This is a genomic window from Desulfitobacterium hafniense DCB-2, assembly GCF_000021925.1.
In the GTDB taxonomy this organism is placed as follows: Bacteria; Bacillota; Desulfitobacteriia; order Desulfitobacteriales; family Desulfitobacteriaceae; genus Desulfitobacterium; species Desulfitobacterium hafniense.
In genome coordinates this window covers 4825058-4848721 of sequence record NC_011830.1, presented here as the reverse complement: position 1 = coordinate 4848721, position 23664 = coordinate 4825058, and the positions used below count along the sequence as shown (strand labels likewise).

General features: G+C 48.0%; 20 protein-coding genes and 1 other annotated feature. Of the genes, 17 read left to right on the top strand and 3 right to left on the bottom strand.

Features of this window, described 5'->3' with window-relative positions; translation table 11 throughout:
* The first annotated feature begins 8 nt into the window (after positions 1-8).
* From DHAF_RS22745 to DHAF_RS22705, 9 genes are all read left to right on the top strand, one after another.
* A complete protein-coding gene (locus DHAF_RS22745) occupies positions 9-1022 on the top strand; it encodes an ABC transporter substrate-binding protein (RefSeq protein WP_015945304.1) in 1014 nt (337 codons plus the stop codon).
* 211 nt (positions 1023-1233) lie between these two features.
* Positions 1234-2229: a GGDEF domain-containing protein gene (locus tag DHAF_RS22740; protein ID WP_011461076.1), complete on the top strand. Its 996-nt coding sequence runs from the start codon at positions 1234-1236 to the stop codon at positions 2227-2229.
* Positions 2230-2285: 56 nt separating this feature from the next.
* Positions 2286-2532, top strand: a binding site (T-box leader).
* Between the two features lie 133 nt (positions 2533-2665).
* Entirely contained in the window at positions 2666-3655 is a 990-nt protein-coding gene (locus DHAF_RS22735) for an ABC transporter substrate-binding protein (protein ID WP_015945303.1), read from the top strand.
* A 54-nt stretch (positions 3656-3709) separates the two neighbouring features.
* Complete coding sequence (locus DHAF_RS22730; protein ID WP_015945302.1) at positions 3710-4627, top strand: ABC transporter permease; 918 nt, start codon at positions 3710-3712, stop codon at positions 4625-4627.
* 17 nt (positions 4628-4644) lie between these two features.
* Positions 4645-5439: an ABC transporter ATP-binding protein gene (locus DHAF_RS22725; RefSeq protein ID WP_015945301.1), complete on the top strand. Its 795-nt coding sequence runs from the start codon at positions 4645-4647 to the stop codon at positions 5437-5439.
* Between the two features lie 156 nt (positions 5440-5595).
* Positions 5596-6420: an amino acid ABC transporter substrate-binding protein gene (locus DHAF_RS22720; protein ID WP_015945300.1), complete on the top strand. Its 825-nt coding sequence runs from the start codon at positions 5596-5598 to the stop codon at positions 6418-6420.
* An 81-nt stretch (positions 6421-6501) separates the two neighbouring features.
* Positions 6502-7161, top strand: a complete 660-nt coding sequence (locus DHAF_RS22715) for an amino acid ABC transporter permease (protein ID WP_015945299.1) — start codon at positions 6502-6504, stop codon at positions 7159-7161.
* Between the two features lie 18 nt (positions 7162-7179).
* A complete protein-coding gene (locus DHAF_RS22710) occupies positions 7180-7944 on the top strand; it encodes an amino acid ABC transporter ATP-binding protein (RefSeq protein ID WP_005815786.1) in 765 nt (254 codons plus the stop codon).
* 217 nt (positions 7945-8161) lie between these two features.
* Positions 8162-8956 (top strand): GGDEF domain-containing protein, encoded by a 795-nt coding sequence (locus DHAF_RS22705; protein ID WP_420794923.1) that lies wholly within the window; start codon positions 8162-8164, stop codon positions 8954-8956.
* A 199-nt stretch (positions 8957-9155) separates the two neighbouring features.
* Here the strand turns inward: DHAF_RS22705 and DHAF_RS22700 are convergent, their stop codons facing one another.
* Positions 9156-9578 carry a helix-turn-helix domain-containing protein gene (locus tag DHAF_RS22700; protein WP_015945297.1) on the bottom strand — a complete coding sequence of 141 codons (423 nt, stop codon included), beginning with the start codon at positions 9576-9578 and terminating at the stop codon, positions 9156-9158.
* Positions 9579-9845: 267 nt separating this feature from the next.
* On the opposite strand from DHAF_RS22700, the gene DHAF_RS22695 reads away from it, so the two are divergent.
* From DHAF_RS22695 to DHAF_RS22660, 8 genes are all read left to right on the top strand, one after another.
* Positions 9846-10043 carry a hypothetical protein gene (locus DHAF_RS22695; RefSeq protein ID WP_005815779.1) on the top strand — a complete coding sequence of 66 codons (198 nt, stop codon included), beginning with the start codon at positions 9846-9848 and terminating at the stop codon, positions 10041-10043.
* Positions 10044-10283: 240 nt separating this feature from the next.
* Complete coding sequence (locus tag DHAF_RS22690) at positions 10284-12056, top strand: sensor domain-containing protein (protein WP_242659909.1); 1773 nt, start codon at positions 10284-10286, stop codon at positions 12054-12056.
* 26 nt (positions 12057-12082) lie between these two features.
* Entirely contained in the window at positions 12083-14071 is a 1989-nt protein-coding gene (locus DHAF_RS22685; protein WP_080518298.1) for a methyl-accepting chemotaxis protein, read from the top strand.
* A gap of 73 nt (positions 14072-14144) precedes the next feature.
* Complete coding sequence (locus DHAF_RS22680; RefSeq protein ID WP_015945294.1) at positions 14145-14750, top strand: TetR/AcrR family transcriptional regulator; 606 nt, start codon at positions 14145-14147, stop codon at positions 14748-14750.
* Positions 14751-14767: 17 nt separating this feature from the next.
* Positions 14768-17458, top strand: a complete 2691-nt coding sequence (locus tag DHAF_RS22675) for a PAS domain S-box protein (protein ID WP_015945293.1) — start codon at positions 14768-14770, stop codon at positions 17456-17458.
* Positions 17439-17825, top strand: a complete 387-nt coding sequence (locus tag DHAF_RS22670) for a response regulator (protein WP_005817168.1) — start codon at positions 17439-17441, stop codon at positions 17823-17825. Before DHAF_RS22675 ends, DHAF_RS22670 begins: the two co-directional genes overlap by 20 nt.
* Positions 17826-18065: 240 nt before the next feature.
* On the top strand, positions 18066-19715 hold the full coding sequence (gene hcp / locus DHAF_RS22665) for a hydroxylamine reductase (protein ID WP_005817166.1): 1650 nt from the start codon (positions 18066-18068) through the stop codon (positions 19713-19715).
* A gap of 107 nt (positions 19716-19822) precedes the next feature.
* Positions 19823-20578 carry a transposase gene (locus tag DHAF_RS22660; protein ID WP_015945292.1) on the top strand — a complete coding sequence of 252 codons (756 nt, stop codon included), beginning with the start codon at positions 19823-19825 and terminating at the stop codon, positions 20576-20578.
* A 164-nt stretch (positions 20579-20742) separates the two neighbouring features.
* Here the strand turns inward: DHAF_RS22660 and DHAF_RS22655 are convergent, their stop codons facing one another.
* Together DHAF_RS22655 and DHAF_RS22650 are read right to left on the bottom strand one after the other, a co-directional pair.
* Positions 20743-21528: an enoyl-CoA hydratase/isomerase family protein gene (locus DHAF_RS22655; protein ID WP_015945291.1), complete on the bottom strand. Its 786-nt coding sequence runs from the start codon at positions 21526-21528 to the stop codon at positions 20743-20745.
* A 70-nt stretch (positions 21529-21598) separates the two neighbouring features.
* Positions 21599-23647 carry an oxidoreductase gene (locus DHAF_RS22650; RefSeq protein WP_015945290.1) on the bottom strand — a complete coding sequence of 683 codons (2049 nt, stop codon included), beginning with the start codon at positions 23645-23647 and terminating at the stop codon, positions 21599-21601.
* Positions 23648-23664: the final 17 nt, after the last annotated feature.

The window sequence follows — 23664 nt, the reverse complement described above, 5'->3', positions numbered from 1 at the left end:
GGGTTACTATGAAACGCCGATTAGGCCTACTTATGTTCCTTGTGTTAGTGGTATTTCTAATATTAACAGGGTGCGGCAACACCGGTGGCAAACAAGACCAACTCACCAAAATCCGAGTCTCGGAGGTCACCCATTCCATCTTCTATGCACCCCAATATGTGGCCCTGTCTCAAGGCCTTTTTGAAGAAGAAGGACTGGAGATTGAGCTGACCAACGGAGGCGGAGCGGATAAAGTCATGACCGCCGTCTTGACGGGTCAGGTGGAGGTTGGTCTTGCCGGTCCGGAAGCCACCATTTACGTGTACAATGAAGGGAAAGAGGATAATGCCATCGTCTTCGCTCAGCTGACCAACGGGGACGGAACCTTCCTCATCGGCAGGGAGGAGGACCCTGACTTCAGCTGGAGCGATCTTAAAGGAAAAACCATTATTGGCGGCAGAAAAGGGGGCATGCCCGAAATTATCCTGCAATATGTGCTCCGCAATAACGGATTGACCCCGGGAAAGGATGTTTTCATCGATACCACCATGCAATTTAACGCCATGCCCGGAGCTTTCCTGGGTGGTCAAGGGGATTATGTCATTCTTTTCGAACCTACAGGCTCCATGATGGAGAAGGAGGGGAAAGCTTACATTGTGGCTTCCCTGGGCAAGGAAAGCGGCGAAGTGCCTTACACGGCTTATTTTGCCAAGAAGAGCTATATGGAGAGAAACCCTAATATCATCCAGAAGTTTACCAATGCAGTCTACAAAGGCCAACTCTGGATAGAATCCCACTCACCGGAGGAAATCGCCCAAGCGATTAAAGCTCATTTTCCAGATACAGAAGAAGAGGTTTTGACCACGGTTGTGAAACGCTACAAGGAGCAAAACAGCTGGAAGAAGGATCCCGTCTTGCTGGAAAAAGATCTCCATGTTCTGCAAAAAGCTCTGCAGGATGCCGGGGAATTGAGTAAAACCGCACCTTATGAAAAAATTGTCACCCCCGTCTTTGGCGATGCTGCCATAAAAAATATTAAATAAGTATTTGAATAATTCTTGAGAGAGAAGAGCTGTTTGATTCTATTTCAAATAGTTCTCTCCTCTCTTATTCAGCCGGATAGCGCGGGCTCGGCCCCTTTTTCCAACAGCCGAATTGTTAATGATTTGTTAAGGATTGGCTGATTTTCAAAACAATGGTTTTGAGATAGAATTAAGGTATACAATCAGCATAGGTATTTTAGAGGGTGTTCTTATGTCTTATGGGCTTATCATCGTTTTGATGATTATCCTTGGCATCGGCTTATGGCATACTAAAAAGTATCACCGGGCCGTGGTCAACCAGGTTGCTCACGTATGGATTACGAAAAATGCCTTTGAACACACGGCGTTAGGGATGGCGATAGTCAGCCCTGATTGCCGTTTCCTGAAAGTCAACCGGGCCTATGGGGAGATTACCGGCTATACGCGGCCAGAGTTGTTGAAGATGGCTGTTAAAGAACTGACTCACCCGGAAGATCAGGAAAAAGATACTCCCTACCTTCAAGAAGTTTTTGCCGGCAATATCCATTCCTTTACCACGGTTAAGCGCTATATCCATAAAAATGGCAGCACCATTTGGGTCAGATCAACTATTTCCGCCGTCCGCACCGAACGGGGCAACCTCAAGTATTTTGTCGCCCAGATCCAGGATATGACCATTGCCAAAAATGCCGAGGATGAGCTGCGTAAGTCCCGGGATAATGCTGAAGTCCTGGCCCGTACCGATTATCTGACCAAGACCCTGAACCGCAGGGCTTTTATCGAACGGCTTCAGGAAGAGTTGGAACGAACCAAGCGCACTCAGGAAGGCTTTGCTATGATCTTGGTCGATATTGACTATTTCAAGAAAGTCAACGACCAATTTGGGCATCTGGCAGGAGATTATGTTCTTCAGAAATTTGCGGATTGCTTAAGCAATAACGTAAGGCCTTATGATTTTATAGGGCGTTACGGAGGAGAAGAGTTCATTATTTGTCTGCCGGATACCGATGTTGAGCAGGCTGCCCTGGTGGCGGAACGCATGAGGGAAAGTGTGGAAGCCCTTGAGGTAGATTATCTGCATGCCCAGATTAAAGTCACAGGCAGCTTTGGAGTAGCGGTTTACGACAGCCATTCCTCCGATACTCTTGACGAGCTCATAGAAAAAGCCGATGGGGCCATGTATGTGGCCAAGAACCATAAAAACACGGTCTATCAGTGGGTGTCATAAGAAATTTTTTATCTGAAAAATTTTATTGATTCCCTCACCATAGTATGATAAGATGTTCTAAACTGTTGATGGGGAAGTAAAACCGCAAGACCAGCTTTAAAGAGAGCCGGGGAAGGTGGAAGCCTGGCAAGTAACGGAGCGGGTAAATGGGCCCCTGAGGGCGGAGCGAAAAGCAATGAGTAGCTTACGACGCATAGCCAGCGTTATTGGGCTAAGGGTGTGATGGCACCCTGCAAGAGAGGATGTATGGTTTATTCATGCATCAATTAAGGTGGTACCGCAGGTTATACGCCTGTCCTTAAGTTTTGACTTAGGGGCAGGCGTTTTTGCTTTGGTACGGCCTGATCCCGGACATTTCCGCGGATGGAAGGGATATTGCAGGGAAGAACCCTCGATCTTAATCTTAATCAAAAAGAAAGAGTGGAGGAATCTTCAAATGAAAAAGAAATTTGCGGTGATGTTAAGCGGACTATTAGCCCTATCGTTACTTCTCACAGGCTGTGGTTCGGCACAAGGAAAAGCGGATAGCGGCAAAAAAACCGTAGGGATTGTGCAAATTGTGGAACACCCTTCCCTGAATACCATTCGTGAGGCCACGATTGCCGAACTGGCAGCCCAGGGATTTAAAGATGGCGAAAACATCATCATTGATTATAAAAATGCCCAAGGGGATCAAACCAATCTCAAAACCATCGCCCAGCAATTTGTCAAAAATAATTATGATTTGATCATTGCTATCGCCACCCCCTCAGCCCAAGCGGTAGTCAGTGAGACCAAGGAGATTCCCATCGTATTTTCAGCAGCCACCGATCCTGTGGGTTCAGGGCTTGTCAGCGACATGGAAAAACCCGGCGGCAATGTGACCGGCACCTCGGACCGGGTTTCCGCCGAGAAGATCATGGAATTGGCAGAGCAAATCACCCCGGGGATCGAAACCGTCGGAGCCCTGTACAACACCAGTGAGACCAATTCCGTTTCCGTAATCGATAATCTCAAGGAATATGCTGCCCGGAAAAATATCCAGGTAGTTGAGGCCACAGTAACCAATAGCTCCGAGGTGCTCCAGGCCGTCAATTCCCTGACCGGCAAAGCCGATGCCATCTTCATTCCGATCGATAACGCTGTGGCCAGTGCCATGCCCGCAGTAGCCCAATCCGCCAACAAAGCGCAAATCCCCGTTTATGTGGGAGCAGACTCCATGGTTAAAGACGGAGGCCTGGCCACTTATGGCATCAACTACACTGTGCTTGGTCAAGAAACCGCTAAAATGGCGGCCGAAATTCTCAACGGGAAAAAACCCGGCGATATCCCCGTAAAATCCATGACCGATATGGACATTTACCTCAATCAAAAAACAGCCGATACCATCGGCATAACCATCCCGGAAGACGTTCTCCAGAAAGCTGCCGAGGTCTTTACCGAATAAAACGGGACCTGTCCCCTTGGTTCACACAACTGTTAAAGGAGAGACCATCACCTTATGAGTATCTTAGCCTTGCAAGGCTCCTTTGAACTGGGAATAATCTATGCCATCATGGCCCTGGGGGTATTCTTATCCTTTCGTACCTTGAACATGCCCGATTTGACGGTGGACGGAAGCTTTGTCACAGGGGCGGCCATCTCTGTTGTTTTATGCATGAGCGGCCACCCTTTCCTCGGGCTGCTGCTGGCCTTTGTTTTTGGCTGCGGTGCCGGGTGCATCGCCGCCTTTCTCTACACCAAACTCAAGATTCAGGCCCTGCTGGCAGGGATTCTGGCTATGCTGGCCCTCTACTCCATTAATTTAAAGATTCTCAGCGGCCGGGCCAATATCGCCCTTTTAAACAAGGCCACTGTCTTCAGTGAATTTGAAAAGATAATGAGCGGAGAATACAGCCGGCTGACCCTTGCCCTGCTGGTGATGCTTATCTGCCTGATCCTGCTTTTTCTTTTTCTGAATACCCGTTTGGGCTTCCTGGTAAGGGCTACAGGAGATAACGATCAAATGGTCAGAGCTTTAGGTGTGAATACGGATCTGACCGTATTTGTCGGTCTGGCCGGGGCCAATGGCTTTGTAGCCCTCTCCGGGGCTATGATCGCCCAATACCAATCCTTTGTGGATGTAAGCATGGGTGTGGGCATGGTGGTTATCGGGTTGGCTTCCGTGATCATCGGTGAAGTGGTTTTCGGAATACGGACCCTGCTGCGCCGGCTCATTGCCGTGGTTTTGGGCTCCGTACTCTATCGCCTGATTATTGCCTTTGCTCTGGAATTAGGAATGCCGGCTACCGATCTCAAACTGGTATCCGCCATTATCGTGGCCTTAGCTATGTCCACTCCTGTTTTGAAAAAGCAGTTTGCGGTCATGAAACGTAAGTTTTTTTCTCACCGGGGAAGCAGTAAAGGGAATGGGCAGTGAAAGGAGTGAAGGAGCGCATGCTTAAACTCAGGGGAGTCGGCAAAACCTTTGGCATCGGAAGCAGCAATGAAAAGAGGGCTCTGGACCATATAGACCTTTCCTTGCAGTCCGGTGAATTTGTGACGGTCATCGGCGGCAACGGAGCAGGAAAATCCACCCTCTTTAACTGTATTTCCGGAGTCTATGAAATAGAGGAAGGGCAGATTTTGCTTGATGACCTGGATATTACCTATCATCCCGAATATAAACGTTCCAGGATGATTGGCAGAGTTTTTCAGGATCCCCTCAAAGGCACTGCCTTTGATATGACCATCGAACAGAACTTAGCCATTGCCCTGGCCAAAGGGCAGCCTGTCAGCCTGCGCCCCGGGGCAACCAAAAAGGAATTGGCCCTGCTTAGAGAACGGCTTGCTGTACTGGATCTTGGCTTAGAGGATCGTATGAAGCATAAGGTCGGGCTTTTATCCGGAGGGCAGAGGCAAGCCTTAACCCTGCTGATGGCCACCTTGGTTAAGCCTAAAATTTTGCTGCTGGATGAACATACCGCAGCTCTTGATCCCGCTATTGCCAAAAAGGTGATGGTCTTGACCCGTCAGATCGTCGAAGAGGATAAGCTGTGCACCCTGATGATCACCCATAATATGAAGGCTTCCCTGGAATTTGGCTCACGGACGATGATGATGCATGAAGGAAGAATCATCATGGACCTTCAGGGGGAGGAAAGACGGCAAATGACGGTGGACCACCTCATCGAGCAGTTTGAGAAGCGCAGTGGGACCGAGTTGGCTAACGACCGCATGCTCCTGGCCTGAAAATAAATAAAATCCTATAAAAAAGGACGAAATCATAAGCATGATTCAGCAAAACAAGTCTATCCTGCAATAATGTGCCGGTTTACCCTTTTATCTCTTTAGCGTATTAAAGTAAAATAGCATCAAGATATTGTGAGAGAGAAGGGGTTGTTCCTAATGAAGAAGTGGGTAGCAGTTGCCATGACTGTCCTTATGTCAGGATTATTATTAGCGGGTTGTGGAAGCTCCAGCAGTGCGGGAGACGCCAATGAGCCGGGCAAGGCGAATACAGAGCCGGAAAAAGGCGCCGTACAGCAAAAGATTGTCATCGGGCTGGACGATACCTTTGCTCCGATGGGCTTTAGAGATGACGGCGGCAATCTGGTGGGCTTCGATGTGGATATGGCCAAAGAAGTGGCCTCACGCCTGGATATGGAAGTTGAGTTCAAGCCCATCGACTGGAACAGTAAAGAAGTGGAGCTTAACAGCAAAAAGATTGATATGATTTGGAACGGGCTGACCATCACCAAAGAAAGATTGGAGAAAATAGCTTTTTCCAAGCCCTATATGGCCAATCGTCAGATCGTCGTTGTTCTGTCCGGTTCAGACATTAAGACCAAAGCAGATTTAGCCGGTAAGGTCGTCGGTACCCAGGAAGGAAGCTCCAGTGTGGATGCCCTCAATGCCGAACCCGAAGTGACAGGCACCTTTAAGGAGTTAAGAACCTATGCGGACTTTGTGGCGGTTTTAAATGAATTGTCCATCGGCCGGGTTGAGGCTGTGGTTGGGGATGAAGTTGTTTTAAAGTATTACATGAACAAAAAGCCGGGCACGTTTGCAGCTATTGAGGATAATTTTGGCGAAGAAGAATACGGTGTTGGTTTGCGCAAAGATGACACCGAGCTTTTAGGCAAGCTTCAAGGGGCCTTGGATGCCATGAAGGCGGACGGTAAGTCCGCTGAAATCTCCAAGAAGTGGTTCGGAGAAGATATCGTCAAGTAACAGGAACCAAGGGAAGGGTAGGGAACGCCTCCTGGCATAGAGGCGCTCCCTACCCTTTGAAAACTCATGAGGAGAGAAGTCATGGACTATATTTTGCAAATACTGGGCCCCATGTTAAACGGTACAGCAGTCACTTTAAAAATGTTCTTCGTCACCATCGTCATGTCCGTACCCTTGGGATTGATGCTTAGCCTGGGCCGTATATCCCGGTTTGGAGTGCTTCGCTCAGCGATAGGGGTCTATATATGGGTTTTTAGAGGCACCCCTCTCATGCTTCAGCTCTTATTTGTCTATTTTGGCCTGCCCTTTATTCCGGTTATTGGGGAAATTCTTATTCTCACAGATTTTCAAGCCGCCATACTGGCTTTCGTCCTGAATTATGCCGCTTATTTTGCAGAAATTTTCCGGGCGGGAATTCAGTCTATCGAACGTGGGCAATATGAGGGAGCCAGGGCTTTGGGCATGACCTATGGTCAGCTCATGCGCCGCATTATCCTTCCTCAAGTCGTTAAACGGGTACTGCCGCCGGTAAGCAATGAGACCATCACCCTGGTCAAAGACACCTCCCTGATTTATGTACTGGCCATGAATGATTTGCTGCGTACTACGAGAGCCCTGGTTCAGAGAGACTTTACCATGACCCCCTTTATCGTCGCCGGAGTGTTCTACCTGCTGATGACCCTGGTTCTGACCTGGGGCTTCCAAAGGCTTGAGAAACGCTATGCGGCCTATGATGAATAGGGAAAGAAGGTGAATGGAATGAAAATGATCAGTGCCTTAAATATTGAGAAGAACTTTGATAAGCTGGAAGTTCTCAAAGGAGTCTCCCTGGAAGTGTTCAAGGGAGAAGTAGTAGCTGTCATCGGCCCTTCCGGCTCAGGCAAAAGCACTTTTTTACGCTGCCTGAACCGGCTGGAAATGATTGACGGAGGAAGCATCACCATCGAAGGGGATGAATTGGTCTCCACCACGGCAGAAGGAAAAGTGGCTTATGCAGAAGAATCCCAAGCGCGCATGATCTGCCGCCGAATGGGCATGGTCTTTCAGCAGTTTAATCTGTTTCCTCATCTCACCGTTTTAGAAAATGTTATTGAAGCCCCCTTAACGGTTAAAGGGGTAAAAAAAGACGAGATCATCCCTGTAGCCAAGGAATTGCTTGGCAAGGTGGGCCTTCTCGATAAGCTGGATTGCTATCCGTCCAGGCTGTCCGGTGGGCAGAAACAACGGGTAGCCATCGCCCGCGCTTTGGCCATGAATCCTGATATTATGCTTTTTGATGAACCCACTTCAGCCCTTGATCCCGAATTGACCGGTGAAGTGCTGAAGGCTATGCGGCAGTTAGCTGAAGAGCATATGACTATGATTGTGGTGACCCATGAAATGAGCTTTGCCCGTGAAGTAGCCAATCGCGTTATCTTCATGGACAAGGGAGAGATCGTCGAACAAGGGGACCCGGAAGCCGTGTTTGGAGATCCTAAGCAGCAAAGGACTCAGGCTTTTCTCAATCACATGAGCGCCAAGTAGACACTATTCACCAATAAGAATGTTCAGGCCAGCAAATAATTTTTGCTGGCATTCTTTTATCAGGAGACAATATAATTACTTATGGTGAAAAAAAGGATTATTTAAGAATATGGCGAATTATCAGAGGAATTAGGAATTACTTATTATTTGGTTGATATTAGAATAATTATAAAAAACTACTAAAAAAAACTATTTTTGATCTATAGCGATTTAAGTGATGTTTAGAACAAGCATAAGGGCTAAGCCGAAAGGGAGAGTGAGTGGCTTGAAAAAATTTGTTCAGATCTTTACCAAGCTGTTCATGAGCCATGCCCCTTTGATTCTCTCCCTATTGGGTATCTTACTGTGGCTCTTAGCCTATTTTATTTATTGGTTTTTCCCTCTGCATCAGGCACGCTGGGTTTGGCTGTCCGTCGTGGTCGTTTTAATTTTTAATGGCATCTCCCTGGGTGAATTTGTTAAGACTTTGGCGGTTAAGGGGTATACAGACTCCATGACGGGGTTGCCCAATAAGGGTTTTATGTACCTGCGCCTGAATATCGATATGGAAAAATACGCAAAGCAAGAAAAAGAATACTCCCTGGCCATGATTGATATCGATCGCTTTAAGAATATCAACGATACTTATGGCCATCTTGCCGGGGATAAGGTGATTAAGGAAGTCGCCGGGCTCCTGCGTAAAAATGTCAGGGCCAGTGATGAAGTCATCCGCTGGGGCGGCGAAGAGTTTGCGATTTTATTGCCTGAAACCAGCGAAGAGGGAGCGGCTAATCTCATTGAGAGAATCCGCAACCTTATGGAAAATCATGACTTTGGCCCGGAGATAGCTTCCCAAAAAGTAACCTTTAGTGCAGGCGTGGTTTCTTATAAGAAGCTGGAAGAAGTCAAAGCCAAAGAGAACAGGCTTACCAACAATACGGATCTCATCGTAAATTTCTCCGACCAGGCTTTGTACCAGGCCAAGAAGACCCGCAATACCGTCTGGCGCTTTAGTCAAGGGATTATTGCTTAAGGATTTGTTGACAATTTTGCTTATAAGCTTTTGGAGGGACTGGACCCTGAATGGGTTTAGTCCCTTTATTATTCATCAAAAATTGGTTTAAGCCCACACCATAAGCTGATGAACCAATACGAAAAACCGCTCTCCTTGAGGGCGGTTTAATTATATGTGGAAAACTTTCCACATATGCGGCTAAAAATAAAGGCTGCTCTTATTCCGCCTCATTAAAGTGCGTTGATTCCAGATCAATGGGTTTGCTTTTATGTAAAGGTTGTTTTGCCAACTTAGAATAATCAGTGGACAAAAGAAATGCTGCGTTAGCCATAAGAATCTGCTGCTCCATACCATTCATGAGATTGAACATCTCGATTAACCTTTCGTGTTCAGCATTTAGATAAATGGGCAGAGCCGGTGTATTTCCGGTTAATAACCAATCGGCTGAAACATTGAAAAATGAGGAGATTTCATAAATGAATATAGCCGACGGCATAACCTCACCATTTTCGATCCGTCCCAAATTTGCGCGAGAAATACTGGGAAGATGCCTTGAAAGATCCGCTAAAGACAATTTGCCATTTTTTCTAAGCTGTTTGATTCTGGTGCCTAGAGCTTTTTTAAATGATTCAGCATTCATAAACTTTCCTCCATCCAATACGGTGCAGAGATATAAGACGTACAATCGTCTAATATTTGCTCTATTATCTATTGTATCGTCCCACATATGAGCCTATAATATTCATAGGGAAATTCTTCCGCAAGACAAGTGTAATACAGCACCAGCTAAGGTACAATGGTTGAATTTGTCGGTATCTGGTAAAGAAAAAATGTGACACCTGAAGATCTGTGTAAACCGATGCTGCCGAAATGGAAAATTTATCTCATATATGGGAGGTAGTGATCTGTGCGCTTAAAAGAACTGACCCCGTTCGGAGTTGAAGTGAAAAAGAGACTAATCGACAGGCGAATGAGCAACAGCGAATTTTGCAAGAAGTACAACATACCCATGAACCGCTTCAGCGAAATTCTCTACGGCAGCCGCCCCGGCAATAAATACCGGGACAGGATAGCTGCGCTGCTGGGGATTGAAGAAGCGGCCTAGCCTGACGGCAATGATGTTCTAGGCTCAAAGAGATGAAGAAGGTAAATGTCGTAATATGTCGCAAAAAGAATTATCTGGTAATTAAAGATAGTATTGACATATTTATAGTAGTATTAAATAATAAATCGTGTAGCAAAAGAGAGTGAGTGATTACTTACCTGACTTGAGGATGTAACTTAAAATCGATTAGATACAGGGGTTTCCCGATGAAAGGATCAAATCATGAGGAAGAGTAGTATATTGGCCCGGAATAAAACCATTGCTAAAAACGAAAAGAAACACAATCCTGGCGAAAGTTATGCATTAAAGAACCTGCAAAGACGCTTTCAAGTATTAGTGCAAGACTCTCATGATGTGTTTGAGATTATCAACTCTGATGGGACCATTCAATACATAAGCCCTGCTGTTGAAAAGATACTCGGTTACAAACCCGAAGAGCGGATAGGTAAGCCGGCCTACGAACTTCTTGAACCAACAGAAAAATATAAATTTAAGCAGATGCTGACTTTAGCCTTCAATCATCCTGATCAAGTGGTGCAAGAGGAAATAAAGATAAAGACGAAAGCGGGACAGGAAATTATCTTATCCTGCGATATGCGCAATAAGTTATCGGAACCCTCCATACAAGGGGTAATCCTCAATTGGCGAGTGTCTTCTTCAGATCGCAACAGAGAGGATAGCCAGGCCAAAGCCCCGGCAACCCTGGATGAACTGACCAGGCTTCCCGCTCGGGGCGCCTTTGAATCACTGCTGAGTCAGCATATGGCGGAGGCCAGGGGAGAAGAAGCCCTGGCACTGATCATTGTGGACATTGATCGATTCAAATACATCAACAGCTACTTAGGCTATGAGCATGGGGACCAGTTGCTCAGGCAAATCAGCCGGCGTCTGCGCTTGCTGTGCACGGATCAGGTGCTGCTTTGCCGCTTTTCCGGGGACCAGTATGCCATAGTGGCTGCCCGGGGAGAGGGGCAGGATGATTATCTCCCTTTGGTTGAAGAGGTTCTGCGCCTTTTTGATGCCCCCTTTATAGTGGATGAGCATAAACTGGATATTAGTGTGAGCCTGGGTATTAGTCTCTATCCTCATGATGCCCAAGATAGTGAGACTCTTGTTAAGTCTGCTTACGCCGCTTTATTACGGGGCAAAGCGGCCGGCAAAAAGCACTACCAATTTTATTCAGCTGATGTGGAGCATAAGAATTACAGAGAATTTCTCCTGCGCCGTGACATGCAGAAGGCCCTTAAGGAAGGTCAGTTTGCGGTGCATTATCAACCTATAGTCAATCTATATACCAATGAAGTCCTGGCCGTAGAGGCTTTGCTGCGCTGGAAACACCCTTTATGCGGAATGATTTCCCCCGCTGAATTTATCCCGATCATGGAAGAAACCGGTTTTATAGTGGATATGGGAAAATGGCTGTTGGAAGAAGTATGCCGCAGCCATAAGCAATGGCAAAAGGAAGGACTGCCTCCCCTTAAAGTATCCATCAATTGCTCCTCCGTGCAGTTTGCGGAGGAGTGCTTTGTGGAGAGCATCCAGGCCATTCTTGACAAGATGCAGCTCGACCCCCGCTATCTCATTATAGAAATCACGGAAAGTGTCCTCATCGATAATGCCAAGAAGGTCATTGCCGATCTGCAAAAACTTCAGGAGATCGGCATTTTGGTTGCCGTGGATGACTTCGGTACAGGTTTTTCATCCTTATCGTATTTGCTTACCTTTAATATAGATATTATAAAAATCGACAGCTCCTTTATACAGAACATCCCTACCAATAAAACCAGCACGATTATTACCCATTCTGTGATCAATCTGGCTCGTGAACTCAATATCAAGCTGGTGGCCGAGGGAATTGAAAGTCCGGAGCAGCTGTCCCACCTGAAGCGGTTCAACTGTCACACCGGTCAGGGGTATCTCTATAGTAAGCCCATACCACAGCATCAGCTTGCTGAAATTATAGCGAACAAAAAATGCGAGCCCCAAATCAACGCCGAGGCTCTGGGGATTTAATTAAAATGAAATTGGAGGACTGTGTGTTGAAAAGTATCAGAACACAACTGGTCATTTATTTTTCCATACTTGTATTGCTATCATCTTTAGCCCTGGGATATCTGTCTTTAGCCAAGGCCAGCAATGCCCTGACGGCTGAAGCAGAAAAAGCGTTAGGCACCCTTGCCGCCGACTCGGCTAAACTCACGGAAAGCCGCTTGGAAACCCAAAAGAAAACCTTGGAGATGATCGCCTTAAGGGAAGATATGCAAACCATGGATTGGCAGGTACAACAACCCATCTTGCAAAGACAACTCCCCAACACCAATTTTCTTGATCTTGGGGTCGTTCAGCTGGACGGTTCCGTCAGCTATTCCGATGGGTCAACCAACCAACTGGGAGACCGGGACTATGTGCAAAAGGCCTTAAAAGGGGAAACCAATGTATCCGACCTGATCATCAGCAGGGTGACCAACAGCCTGGTTATTATGTATGCCACACCGATTGTCAACGAAGGGAAAGTGGTGGGGGCATTGATCGGGCGCCGTGACGGCAATGCTTTAAGCCTGATCGCGGAAGACACAGGATATGGTCAAAATGGTTATGGATATATGGTTAATAGCCAGGGAACGGTTATTGCCCACCCGGACAGGGAAAAAGTGTTCGCTCAATTCAATCCTATCGAAGCAGTCAAAGAGGACCAAAGTTTAATGTCCACGGCGACGATGATTGAAAACCTGCTGCAGAGCGGTCAGGGAGTCAGCTCCTATACTTATAACGGTCAGGACTTATATGCGGGATATGCTCCTATTCAGGGCAGCGATTGGACCTTCGTTATTACGGCCAGTCAGGAAGAAGTTCTGTCAGCCATCCCTGCTCTCCAAAAGGATATTTTAGTTACCGGAGTGATTATTTTTTTCATAGCTATGGGCTTTGTCACCCTGATTGGAAATTCTCTGGCTAAGCCGATTATGAAAGTGACGGAGAGTGCCGAGAGAATTGCCCGCTTGGATGTGACCCAGGATGTACCTGAAGGGTTGCTCAAAAAAGCCAATGAGATCGGAGCCTTGGCCAAAGGAATCCAAGTCATCACCGCCAGCCTGAGAGAGTTTATAGGGGACGTCAAAGAGTCCTCTGAGAAAGTCGCCGCTGTGTCTGTGCAGCTGACAGCGTCAACCCAGCAAAGTGCCATCACTGCGGAAGAAGTATCGAGAGCAGTTACGGAAATTGCCAGAGGAGCATCCGAGCAAGCCGGCAATACGGAAGAGGGAGCGCTGAAAGCCGTCCGTCTCGGACAAGCCATTGAGAAAGATCTTGAGTTGGTGGAAGCCTTAAATGTGGCATCGAATAGGGTTTCCGCTGTTGTGGAGGAAGGCCTGCAAGAGATCGATAACCTCACCCGTATCTCTCAGGAAAACAACGGAGCCACTGAGGAAATCCGTCAAGTAATTTTTAAAACCAATGAAAGTTCCCAAAAGATTGAGCAAGCCAGCAATGTCATTGCTTCCATAGCAGAACAGACCAATCTCCTGGCCTTGAACGCAGCTATCGAAGCAGCCCGGGCAGGGGAAGCCGGACGGGGATTTTCCGTGGTGGCCGAAGAGATTCGCAAGCTGGCTGAGCAATCTTCCGCTTCCACTAAATCGATTGATCTCATGGTGAAGGAGCTGCAAAATAACTCTCAGGATGCGGTCAAAAACATGGAGAGAGTATCCCAGATATCCAAGGAACAAGCGGAAAGCGTTATGACCTGCCAGGATAAATATCGGGTGATTGCCCAATCCATGGAGGAAGCTATCCAAGCCGTGAACGAGCTGAATGTTTCGGAAGCGGCAATGGACAAAATTAAGGATGAAATCCATTCCACATTACAAGCTCTCTCGGCCATCGCTGAAGAGAATTCCGCCGCCACAGAGGAAGTTACCGCTTCCATGGAAGAGCAAACAGCATCTGTCCAGGAAATCGCGGCTTCCAGTGAAGGGCTGTCAGAATTAGCCCAAAGCCTTAAAACGGTCATCATGAAATTTAAACTATAAAGCAGCTGGTCTTTGGAAAAATGTGCTACAATGAAGAAAGGTTACGAGTTTTGACGAAATAAGGAGAATTGATGTGGATAGCAATCTTATACACAGAAAAGAGAGCCTGGTCATTACAGCTATCTCCCTGATCAATGAAAAGGGCTTGCAAGGCCTTTCCACAAGAGAAGTGGCCAAACGGGAAGGGGTTTCCGAAGCCACTATCTTCAAGCATTTTAAATCGAAAAACGAACTCGTATCAGCCGTTCTTGAGCACTCTTCCCAATATGATCATGCTTTGTTGGAAGCAGCCCTGACGAAGGACTTAACTCCCAAAGAGAAGGTTCTTCATCTTATCGACAGCTATATAACCTACTGTGAGAACTATCCGGAAATTACGGCGATCCTTCTGGCCTACAATGGCTTGTTGTACGAAGAAGAGCTTAAGGACAAGGTTATGGAGATTATTTGCCGACGGTCAAAAGACATCCAATCTTTAATTTATAGCTCCATCGCAATGGGTGAACTGAATCCATCCGTTCATAGTGAAAGTTTAACCAATATCATTCTGGGGATGATCCATGAGATCATTCTCAAGTGGCGAATGGCGGAGTTCAGCTTTTCCTTGCGGGAGCAGACTCTTGCTTCGGCAACCATGCTTTTAGAGGCTTTCACCATGAGACACGAAGCCAAACTATAGAGAGGAGATAGAGAAGGGTGGATTCCAGGCTGCATTTAGTGGATAATCTCCCAGCCCTGCTCTGGAGCAGCGACCGGGCGGGAAACTATGACTATGTTAATCAGGCCTGGTTGGAATTCACAGGGCTGACCTTTGTGGAAGTCCGTGGTGAGGGTTGGTTGAGCTGTGTTCATCCTGAAGATTCTCCGGGGGTCATGAACGTGCTGGAGCATAGCCGCAGACATAAGGCGCCCTTTGAGGCGGAGTACCGTTTGCGGCGGTATGATGGGGAATACCGTCATTGCCTGAGCCGTGGTCAGCCTTATGATGATCCTAAGGGAGAGCTGGCCGGCTACACCGGTGTGATCATAGATATCACAGAGCGCAAAGCAGCGGAAATCATGACACGAGAAAACGCAGAAAAATTCAGGGAGATTTTTAATCGCATTACGGACTGCGTGTTTATCCATGAAGTTAAGGATGATGGACAGATCGGCAAAATTCAGGAAGTCAATGATATGGCTTGTGAGCTTATTGGCTTGACCAGGGCGGAGATTATCGATCTAAGCCGAGAGGTGATCAAAGTCAAGAGCCCTCTGACACTGGCCAATGAGTTCACCCAGAAATTATTGAGCAAAAATTACCTGGTTTTTGAAGGAATGCTCTTGACCCATCAGGGGAAGGAGATCCCTGTGGAAGTCAAGGCCCATTACCATGTTTTGAACGGCCGCAGGATGCTGCTTTCCATTGCCAGGGATATCAGCAATCAAAAACGGATCCATAAAATCTTATTGGCAAGCCATAATAAATACCGCCAGCTTTTTGATAACATCACCGATGCGGTTTTTGTCTATGAACTGCAAAAGGATGGCTATCCCGGGCTGTTGATCGAAATAAACGAAAAAGCCAGGAGGCTTATGGGTTATCATGAAGAAACATTCATGTTTTCTGCAGGACCCTGTATCCGGCCATCCTCACCTCAATTAACCCTGGACGACGTGTGGCAAAGCCTGGAAAGAACCCATTCAGCAAGTTTCGAAGGGATCTGTACCAATCTGGAGGGCGAGGATATTCCCGTCGAAGTCAATTGCCATACCTTCCCTTTAAACGGCAGCAAGGTGATGCTGACCCTTCTTCGCGATATTACCGAGAGAAAGCAAATCGAACAGGAACGCAAACGGACTGAGGCGGAGTTTCAGCAGGCCAAGGAGAAGGCTGAAGCAGCCAATCGGGCCAAAAGTGAATTTCTGGCCAATATGAGTCATGAAATTCGTACACCGATCAATGGGATCATCGGCATGATCGATCTCACCCTCTTAACCTCCTTAGAGAAGACCCAAAGGGAGAATCTGAAGATTGCCAAAAACTGCGCTTACTCTCTGTTCAAAATCATCAATGATATTTTGGATTTTTCCAAAATCGAAGCCGGAAAACTAACGGTTGAAGAGATTGAATTTAACCTTAAGGAAGTCATCGAACAGATTATCAAAACCCATAGTCCTGAAGCTGAACGCAAAGGTCTGGATTTGGCCTACACCCTCTCGGCCAACCTCCCCGATTACTATAAAGGAGATCCGGAACGGATTAAGCAAGTCCTCAATAACCTGCTGAGCAATGCTCTCAAGTTTACCGAGCGGGGAGAGGTTTCCCTGGCGGTCAAACGCCTGCAAGGGGACGAGGACGTTTCGGATTTAAAATTTACTGTCATGGACACGGGAATCGGCATAGCCGAAGAGGATCAGCTGCATCTTTTTGAAGAGTTTAACCAAGTGGACGGCTCCATTACCCGCAAATATGGAGGAACCGGTTTAGGGTTAGCCATATCCAGAAAACTGGTTGAAATGATGGGGGGAAGAATCTGGGTCGAAAGTGAAAAAGGGAAGGGGAGTTCCTTTGGCGTTGTTTTAAGGCTGAAACATGGCGACAAAGACACGCTGCGCTTCAAGTCCACCCAGAATAACGATCAGTCAAGGGAAGGATCAACCGCAAGGTCTTACCGAATCCTTTTAGCTGAAGATCATATCGTGAATTCCATCGTCATCACGGAAATGCTCAAAATCCAAGGCCATCGGGTGGATATCGCCATGGATGGAGAAGAGGCCTTAGCCCTTTATCACCAAAATCCTTATGATGTCATCCTGATGGACATTCAGTTGCCCCGTCTGGATGGGATCGAAGTGACGAAAAGAATTCGGGCAAGTGAAGGGGCTCAAAGCCGCACTCCGATCATTGCCTTAACCGCCTACGCCTTGCAAGGGGATCGGGAAGGATTTCTCCAGGCCGGTATGGATGAATACATTCCCAAGCCCGTAATGATGGAGGAACTGATCATGGTCTTGGATAGAGTGGTGACCAAGTTCGCTTCCGGAGAGGGGCAAGCCCAGCAGGAAGAGGTTGTTATTACCGATGAGGGAGTCTATCTCAAGGATATATCCTCCTTCCCGGAGAGCGTCAATAAGGACCTTGAACTCAGCGAAATGGCCTATGATTTTAAAAAACTGCGCATCGCCCTCAACAATGGCGACAGTGTCGCTCTGGAGCATATCGCCCATCGCATCAAAGAACGGTGTTCCGTAATCGGAGCCCATAAATTAAAGGCCCTGGCCTTTAAGATTGAACTGGCCGCCCGACGTGGCAATCCCGGGGAAGCAAAGGACTATCTGCACGATTTGGATAGTGAATACAATCAATTGAGTGGAGGAATGTTGAATGAAAATACTCGTAGCTGAAGATGATTTAGCCAGCAGCGCTTTTTTGGTCCAATTCCTCACCCAATATGGAGAAGTCGACCGGGCGGTGGATGGCTTGGAAGCACTTGAAGCCTATTCCTTGTGCAGGCAGGAGCTGAGGCCTTATGACATCATCTTTCTGGATATCATGATGCCCAAAGTCGATGGAGTCACGGTCTTAAAGGCCATAAGAAACTATGAAACCAAAAAGAGGGTTAAACCGGAAAATAAAACCAAGGTTGTCTTGACCAGCGCCTTAACAGAAACCGATTATGTCAAAAAAGCCAGAGAAGTCGGTTACGAAGGCTGCCTATCCAAACCCCTCGATACACAAGAAGTCCACAATATCATGCAGCAACTCATATGAATCAAGGGGTGAATCAAAGGGACAGGTCCCGTTTTTCAAAAATGAAAAACGGGACCTGTCCCTTTGATTCACCTTGATTCCTAAAGTGTGAGTTTTATCACACTCCCTAAAAACTGAGGTCACAGAATTGTTCCTCACCTTGCGATAAGATAATTGCAGACGGTTGGCATAGAGCTGACTGTCAAATGACACAATTCATGATCAAAATTTATTAATAATGGATAGGGAGGATTCGCAAAGATGAGTATGTTCTGTTTTCAATGTCAGGAAACCGCTAAAGGAACCGGCTGTACCATCAAAGGAGTATGTGGAAAGACTGCAGATGTCGCTAACCTGCAGGATCTTCTGCTCTATGTCATGAAAGGAATCGCCATCAACAGCCTGCAAGCCCGTGAACTGGGGATTGTCCGCCAAGATGTAGACAAATTCGTTATGGAAGGCTTATTCGCCACCATTACCAACGCTAACTTTGATAACGCTCGTTTCGTAGCTCTGGTTCGCGAAGGTCTTGCTTTACGCGACAGCTTAAAAGCCGACATCGTCAAAGCCGGGGGAGTTCTGCCCGCTAATCTTCATGATTCAGCGACCTGGACTGCAGATTCTGCGGAAGAATTTGAGCAAAAGGCAGCACAAGTAGGTATCTTAGCCACTGAAAACGAAGATGTACGCTCCCTTCGTGAACTTTTAATCTATGGACTTAAAGGAATGGCAGCTTACGCAGAGCATGCCTTCGCTCTTGGCTATGAAGATAACAGCATCTTTGCCTTTATGATGAAAGGCCTGGCTGCTACTACCGATGACAGCCTTTCGGCAGACCAACTGGTCGCTCTGGTACTCGAAGCTGGAAAATACGGCGTCGATGTCATGGCTCTTCTGGATAAAGCCAACACAACTTCTTACGGCAACCCCGAAATCACCAAGGTCAATATCGGCGTACGCAATAACCCTGCCATCCTCATCAGCGGCCATGATTTGAGAGACTTGGAAGACCTCCTCAAGCAAACCGAAGGAACCGGCGTAGATGTTTATACCCACGGCGAAATGCTTCCCGCTCACTACTATCCGGCCTTCAAAAAGTATGCTCACTTTGTGGGTAACTATGGCAATGCCTGGTGGAAACAAGACAAAGAATTTGATTCCTTTAACGGAGCTATTCTTCTCACCACCAACTGTTTAGTACCCCCCAAGGATTCCTATAAAGACCGTCTCTTCACCACCAGTGTCGTTGGCTACGAAGGTGTAAAACACATCCCTGCCCGTGAAGCGGGCAAAGTCAAAGACTTCTCGGCAGTGATCGAATTAGCCAAAACCCTGCCGGCACCTACCGAGATCGAAACCGGAGAAATCGTCGGCGGCTTTGCTCATAATCAAGTCTTTGCCGTAGCTGATAAAGTGGTTGAAGCTGTAAAATCCGGAGCTGTAAAACGCTTCTTCGTCATGGCCGGTTGTGACGGACGGATGAAGAGCCGCGATTACTACACAGAATTCGCCAAAGCCCTTCCCCAAGACACCATCATCCTCACTGCAGGTTGTGCCAAATATAAATACAACAAACTGGCACTGGGAGACATCGGTGGTATTCCCAGAGTCCTGGATGCCGGACAATGCAACGACTCCTACTCCCTGGCCGTTATTGCTCTTAAGCTTAAAGAAGTCTTCGGCCTTGACGATGTCAACCAGCTTCCTATCTCCTACAACATTGCCTGGTATGAGCAAAAAGCAGTCATCGTACTCCTGGCGCTCCTCTACCTGGGCGTGAAGAATATCCACTTAGGACCCACTTTGCCTGGATTCCTCTCTCCCAACGTAGCCAAAGTTCTGGTTGAGAACTTCGGAATCGCCGGTATCACTACCGTCGAAGACGACGTCAACCTCTTCATGGGTGCATAATCGAATCAAGGGGACAGGTACCATTTTTCAAAGAAAAATGGTACCTGTCCTTGTTTTTTGTAGGAAGCACCAGGCATTAATGTTATAATCTTACTGAGGTGGTGGGAATGCCAAGGACACCGAGAGAGAAAAGTCCGACGGGTATTTATCATATCATCATGCGCGGGGTTAACCGGCAACGGATTTTTGAAGATCATGAAGATCGGCAGAAGTTGCTTGAAAAACTGTTTAAGTTTCGCGGGGTCAGTGGATACAGAATTTTTGCTTATTGTTTAATGGACAACCATATCCATATTCTAATTCAAGAAAACAAGGAGCCCCTCGGCAGGGCGATGAAAAGGCTCAGTTCAAGCTATGTCATGTATTTCAATCATAAGTATGAAAGGGTAGGGCATTTGTTTCAGGAGAGATACAGGAGTGAAGTGGTGGATAATGACCGATACTTATTGACGGCGTTGCGCTATATTCATCAAAATCCGCTCAAGGCGAAAATGGTGGAGGATGTCACCTCGTATCGTTGGTCCAGCTATAATGAGTACCTTAACGACGGTTATCTGGTGGATAAAGATTTTGTCCTGGAGCTCTTTGGCCCTAGCCGTGAAAAAGCCCTTGCGCAATTTATAGCATTTCATGGTGAAATCAATGATGACAAATGTATAGAGATTGAAGAACCGAGAATGAATGATGGACGCCTTAAGGAGATAATAAGGAATCGGATTGGCATGGATGCCTCGGATATCGAAAATGAGGATAAAATGCGGCAAATCTCTATTTTAAGAAAGCTTAAGACTATTGACGGAATCAATACCCGGCAGCTTTCACGCCTTACCGGTATTCCTTATATCCGGGTTTGGCGGGCATAAAAGAAAAAGCGGATGAAGCCATGTGTACGGCGTGTTCACATGCTTCATCCGCTTTTTTTGCCTGATCGAGAAGACTTATTGTCATAAAAAGACCTGTTGTAATAAGCAAAGGGAAATTAAAATGAAAAACGGGACCTGTCCCCTTGATTCACCCTTGTCCCGCCCTAGCGGCCGTGGAATTTGGGTTGGCGTTTTTCAAGGATGGAGTCGACGGCCTCTTTTTTGTCTTCCGTGCCCATACAGAAGGTGGAGCCGGCTTCCTCATACATCAGCCCTATTTCTAAAGGAGCATCCACAGCCAGGTTAATGGCCTTCTTGGCAAAGCGGATGGCATAGGGAGGCATGCTGGCGATCTGCTCCGCCATCTTTAAAGCCTCATTCAATAAATTCTCCGGCTCCACCAAAATATCCACAAGCCCGATACGGGCCGCCTCCTGGGCATCGATCCGCTCGGCGGTAAAGATCAGGCGCTTGGCCTGGCTGGGGCCGACGGTCCGTGTCAGACGCTGGGTTCCCCCCATATCCGGGTTAAGGCCAATCCGCACTTCGTTAATGGAAAAAAGTGAGGAACTCGAAGCAATGCGGATATCCCCGCATAAAGCCAGCTCTAAACCACTTCCTACGGTAATACCGTTGATTGCCATGATCACCGGTTTGATAAAACGATCCCAACGGGTGTTGATGCCTTGATAGCGATACAGATCACGGGAGATAAAATGAGGGGTAAGCTTGGCTAAAAGGGAAAGATCGGCCCCGGCACAGAAGAATTTATCCCCGGCCCCGGTAAAGATAACCACCCGCACCTCATCATCATAGTGCAGGTCCTCCTGAATTTTCTCCATCTCCTGGTAAGTATCCAGGGTCCAGGAATTCCCCTTATGGGGACGGTTTAAAGTAACCAGGGCAATAGCCCCTTTTTTCTCCACTGTGAAGTCATTGTATGAACTCATCAATCTTACCCCTCTCATGGGTTGGCAACCCTATTTATTTAGTGTATCAACTTTAGTGTATCAACGTTCCTTATTCCTGGGCATATCCGGTCTGCCCCAAACTAAGTGCTGCCTTATATCCGGCATGAACTGCATCCAGAACTTTGGCTGGCTTAGTGGCGTCTCCGATCTGCTGCAGGGTTACATGGGCAGGCAGCTTATCCTGGAGAGCTTTCAGCAGCTCCTGATTAGCCACAGAGCCAACGGCCGCTACCACGGTATCTCCGGGGATCAGGCTTTCACCCTCCGGACCCTCCACCCAGACCCCATCGGCACGGACCGCTTTCACCATGGTATTGGTTAAAACCTTGACCTGATGACGCTGGAGATCGGCCAGCATTGCCCAGCGGGTGCTTGAACCCAGATCCCGGCCCACGCCCTTGGTCATTTCCACCAGAGTAACCCGTTTTCTTCCTTGGAAAAGCAATCTGGCCAGGGTCTCCGTGCTCTCCGCCTGATTGACGATCAGAAAGCGGAGGATTTCGGCATCCAGGGTTCCCTGACCGGCCAGATAGAGGGCTGTTTCTACCCCCACCGAGCCGCCTCCGACAATCACCACATGTTCCCCGGTTTCTTTTCCGGCCAGGACATCCCAGGCCTGGGCAATCTCCACCCCTTCCTCCACGGGGAAGGGAGGGGCCATGGGCAGGGCACCGGTAGCAAGGATAATGTCGGTAAAGCCCTCCTCCGCAATACCTGCCAAAATATTTTCCACATCAGCTTCCTGGTTGGTATAGATTCTGACTCCCTGAGCCTTACAGGCCCGAGCCAGATATTCCGTAAAGCGATGGAAATCCTGGCGATCAGGCGGCGCCGCAGCCAAATTAAGCTGCCCGCCCAGCAGGCCGGATTTTTCCCAGACCGTTATATTATGTCCCTGTGAGCTGGCTGCCCGCGCGAACTCCAGTCCGGCAGGACCGGCCCCTACGACGAGAACCTTCCTGGAGGATGAAGAAACTCCCCGGACCTTGAGCTCAGCTTCCCGTCCGGCCTCCGCATTGACCAGGCAAGCTACGGGTATTCCCCGGAACACATGATCCAGGCACCCCTGGTTGCAGGCGACGCAGGGGCGGAGGGGTGAAGGATCCAAGCCCTGGGCTTTTAAAGGCAGGTTGGGATCCGCCAGAATCGGCCGGGCGAACCCTACCAAATCCGCATCCCCGGAAGTAAGGATATCCCGGGCCAATTCAGGGGTGGTAATGCGGTTGGAAGCAAACACCGGCAGGTCAACCGCCTGTTTAATTCCCCGGACTAAATAGCGGAAGGCGGCCGGGGGAACATTCATGGTAATCTGAGGGACGAGGGTCTCATGCCAGCCTCCTGTTACATTGATGGCATCAACCCCTGCTGCCGCCAAGGCTTTAGCAAAGGTCCGGGCCTCTTTATTGGTATGTCCCCCCGGAATAAAGTCATGGCCCGCAATCCGGACAACGACAGGGAAGTCAGGCCCCACTCCCTGGCGGATGGCCGCCATAATTTCCAGGGCAAAACGCATCCGGTTGGGCAGATCCCCGCCATACTCGTCCGTCCTCTTATTGGTTGCCGGAGAGAGAAACTCCGAGATGAGATACCCCGTGCCGGCTAAAATCTCCACCCCGTCAAACCCTGCCTTTTGAGTACGAACAGCGGCCTGGGCAAAAGTTTGCACCAGTTCCTTAATTTCCTCTACGGTCAGTTCGTGAGGGATTTCTTTCGTTAATTTGGAAGGGAGAGGAGAAGGGGCCACTGGTTGATTCCCGGTTAATAGAGAAGATGCATAGTTTCCCGCCTGATAGAGCTGGGTCATGACCTTGGCGCCTTCCTGATGGACAGCCTCCACAAGCTTCTGCAACCCGGGGATATAGCGATCCTCATCCAATTGAATCATGCCTAAAGTATTGCCGACCCGGTCGATGCCGCAGCCACCGACAATAACCAGGCCGACCCCGCCCCGGGCGCGCACCCGGTAGAATTCAATGAGCCGCTCTGTGACCTCCCCGTCAGGACAGTAGTTGAGATGCATGGCGGGCAGCACTATACGGTTTTTCAGCTCCATTTTCCCGATGCGAATCGGTGAAAAAAGAGGATCTTGGTTTGACATAGTTGGCACCTCCAAAA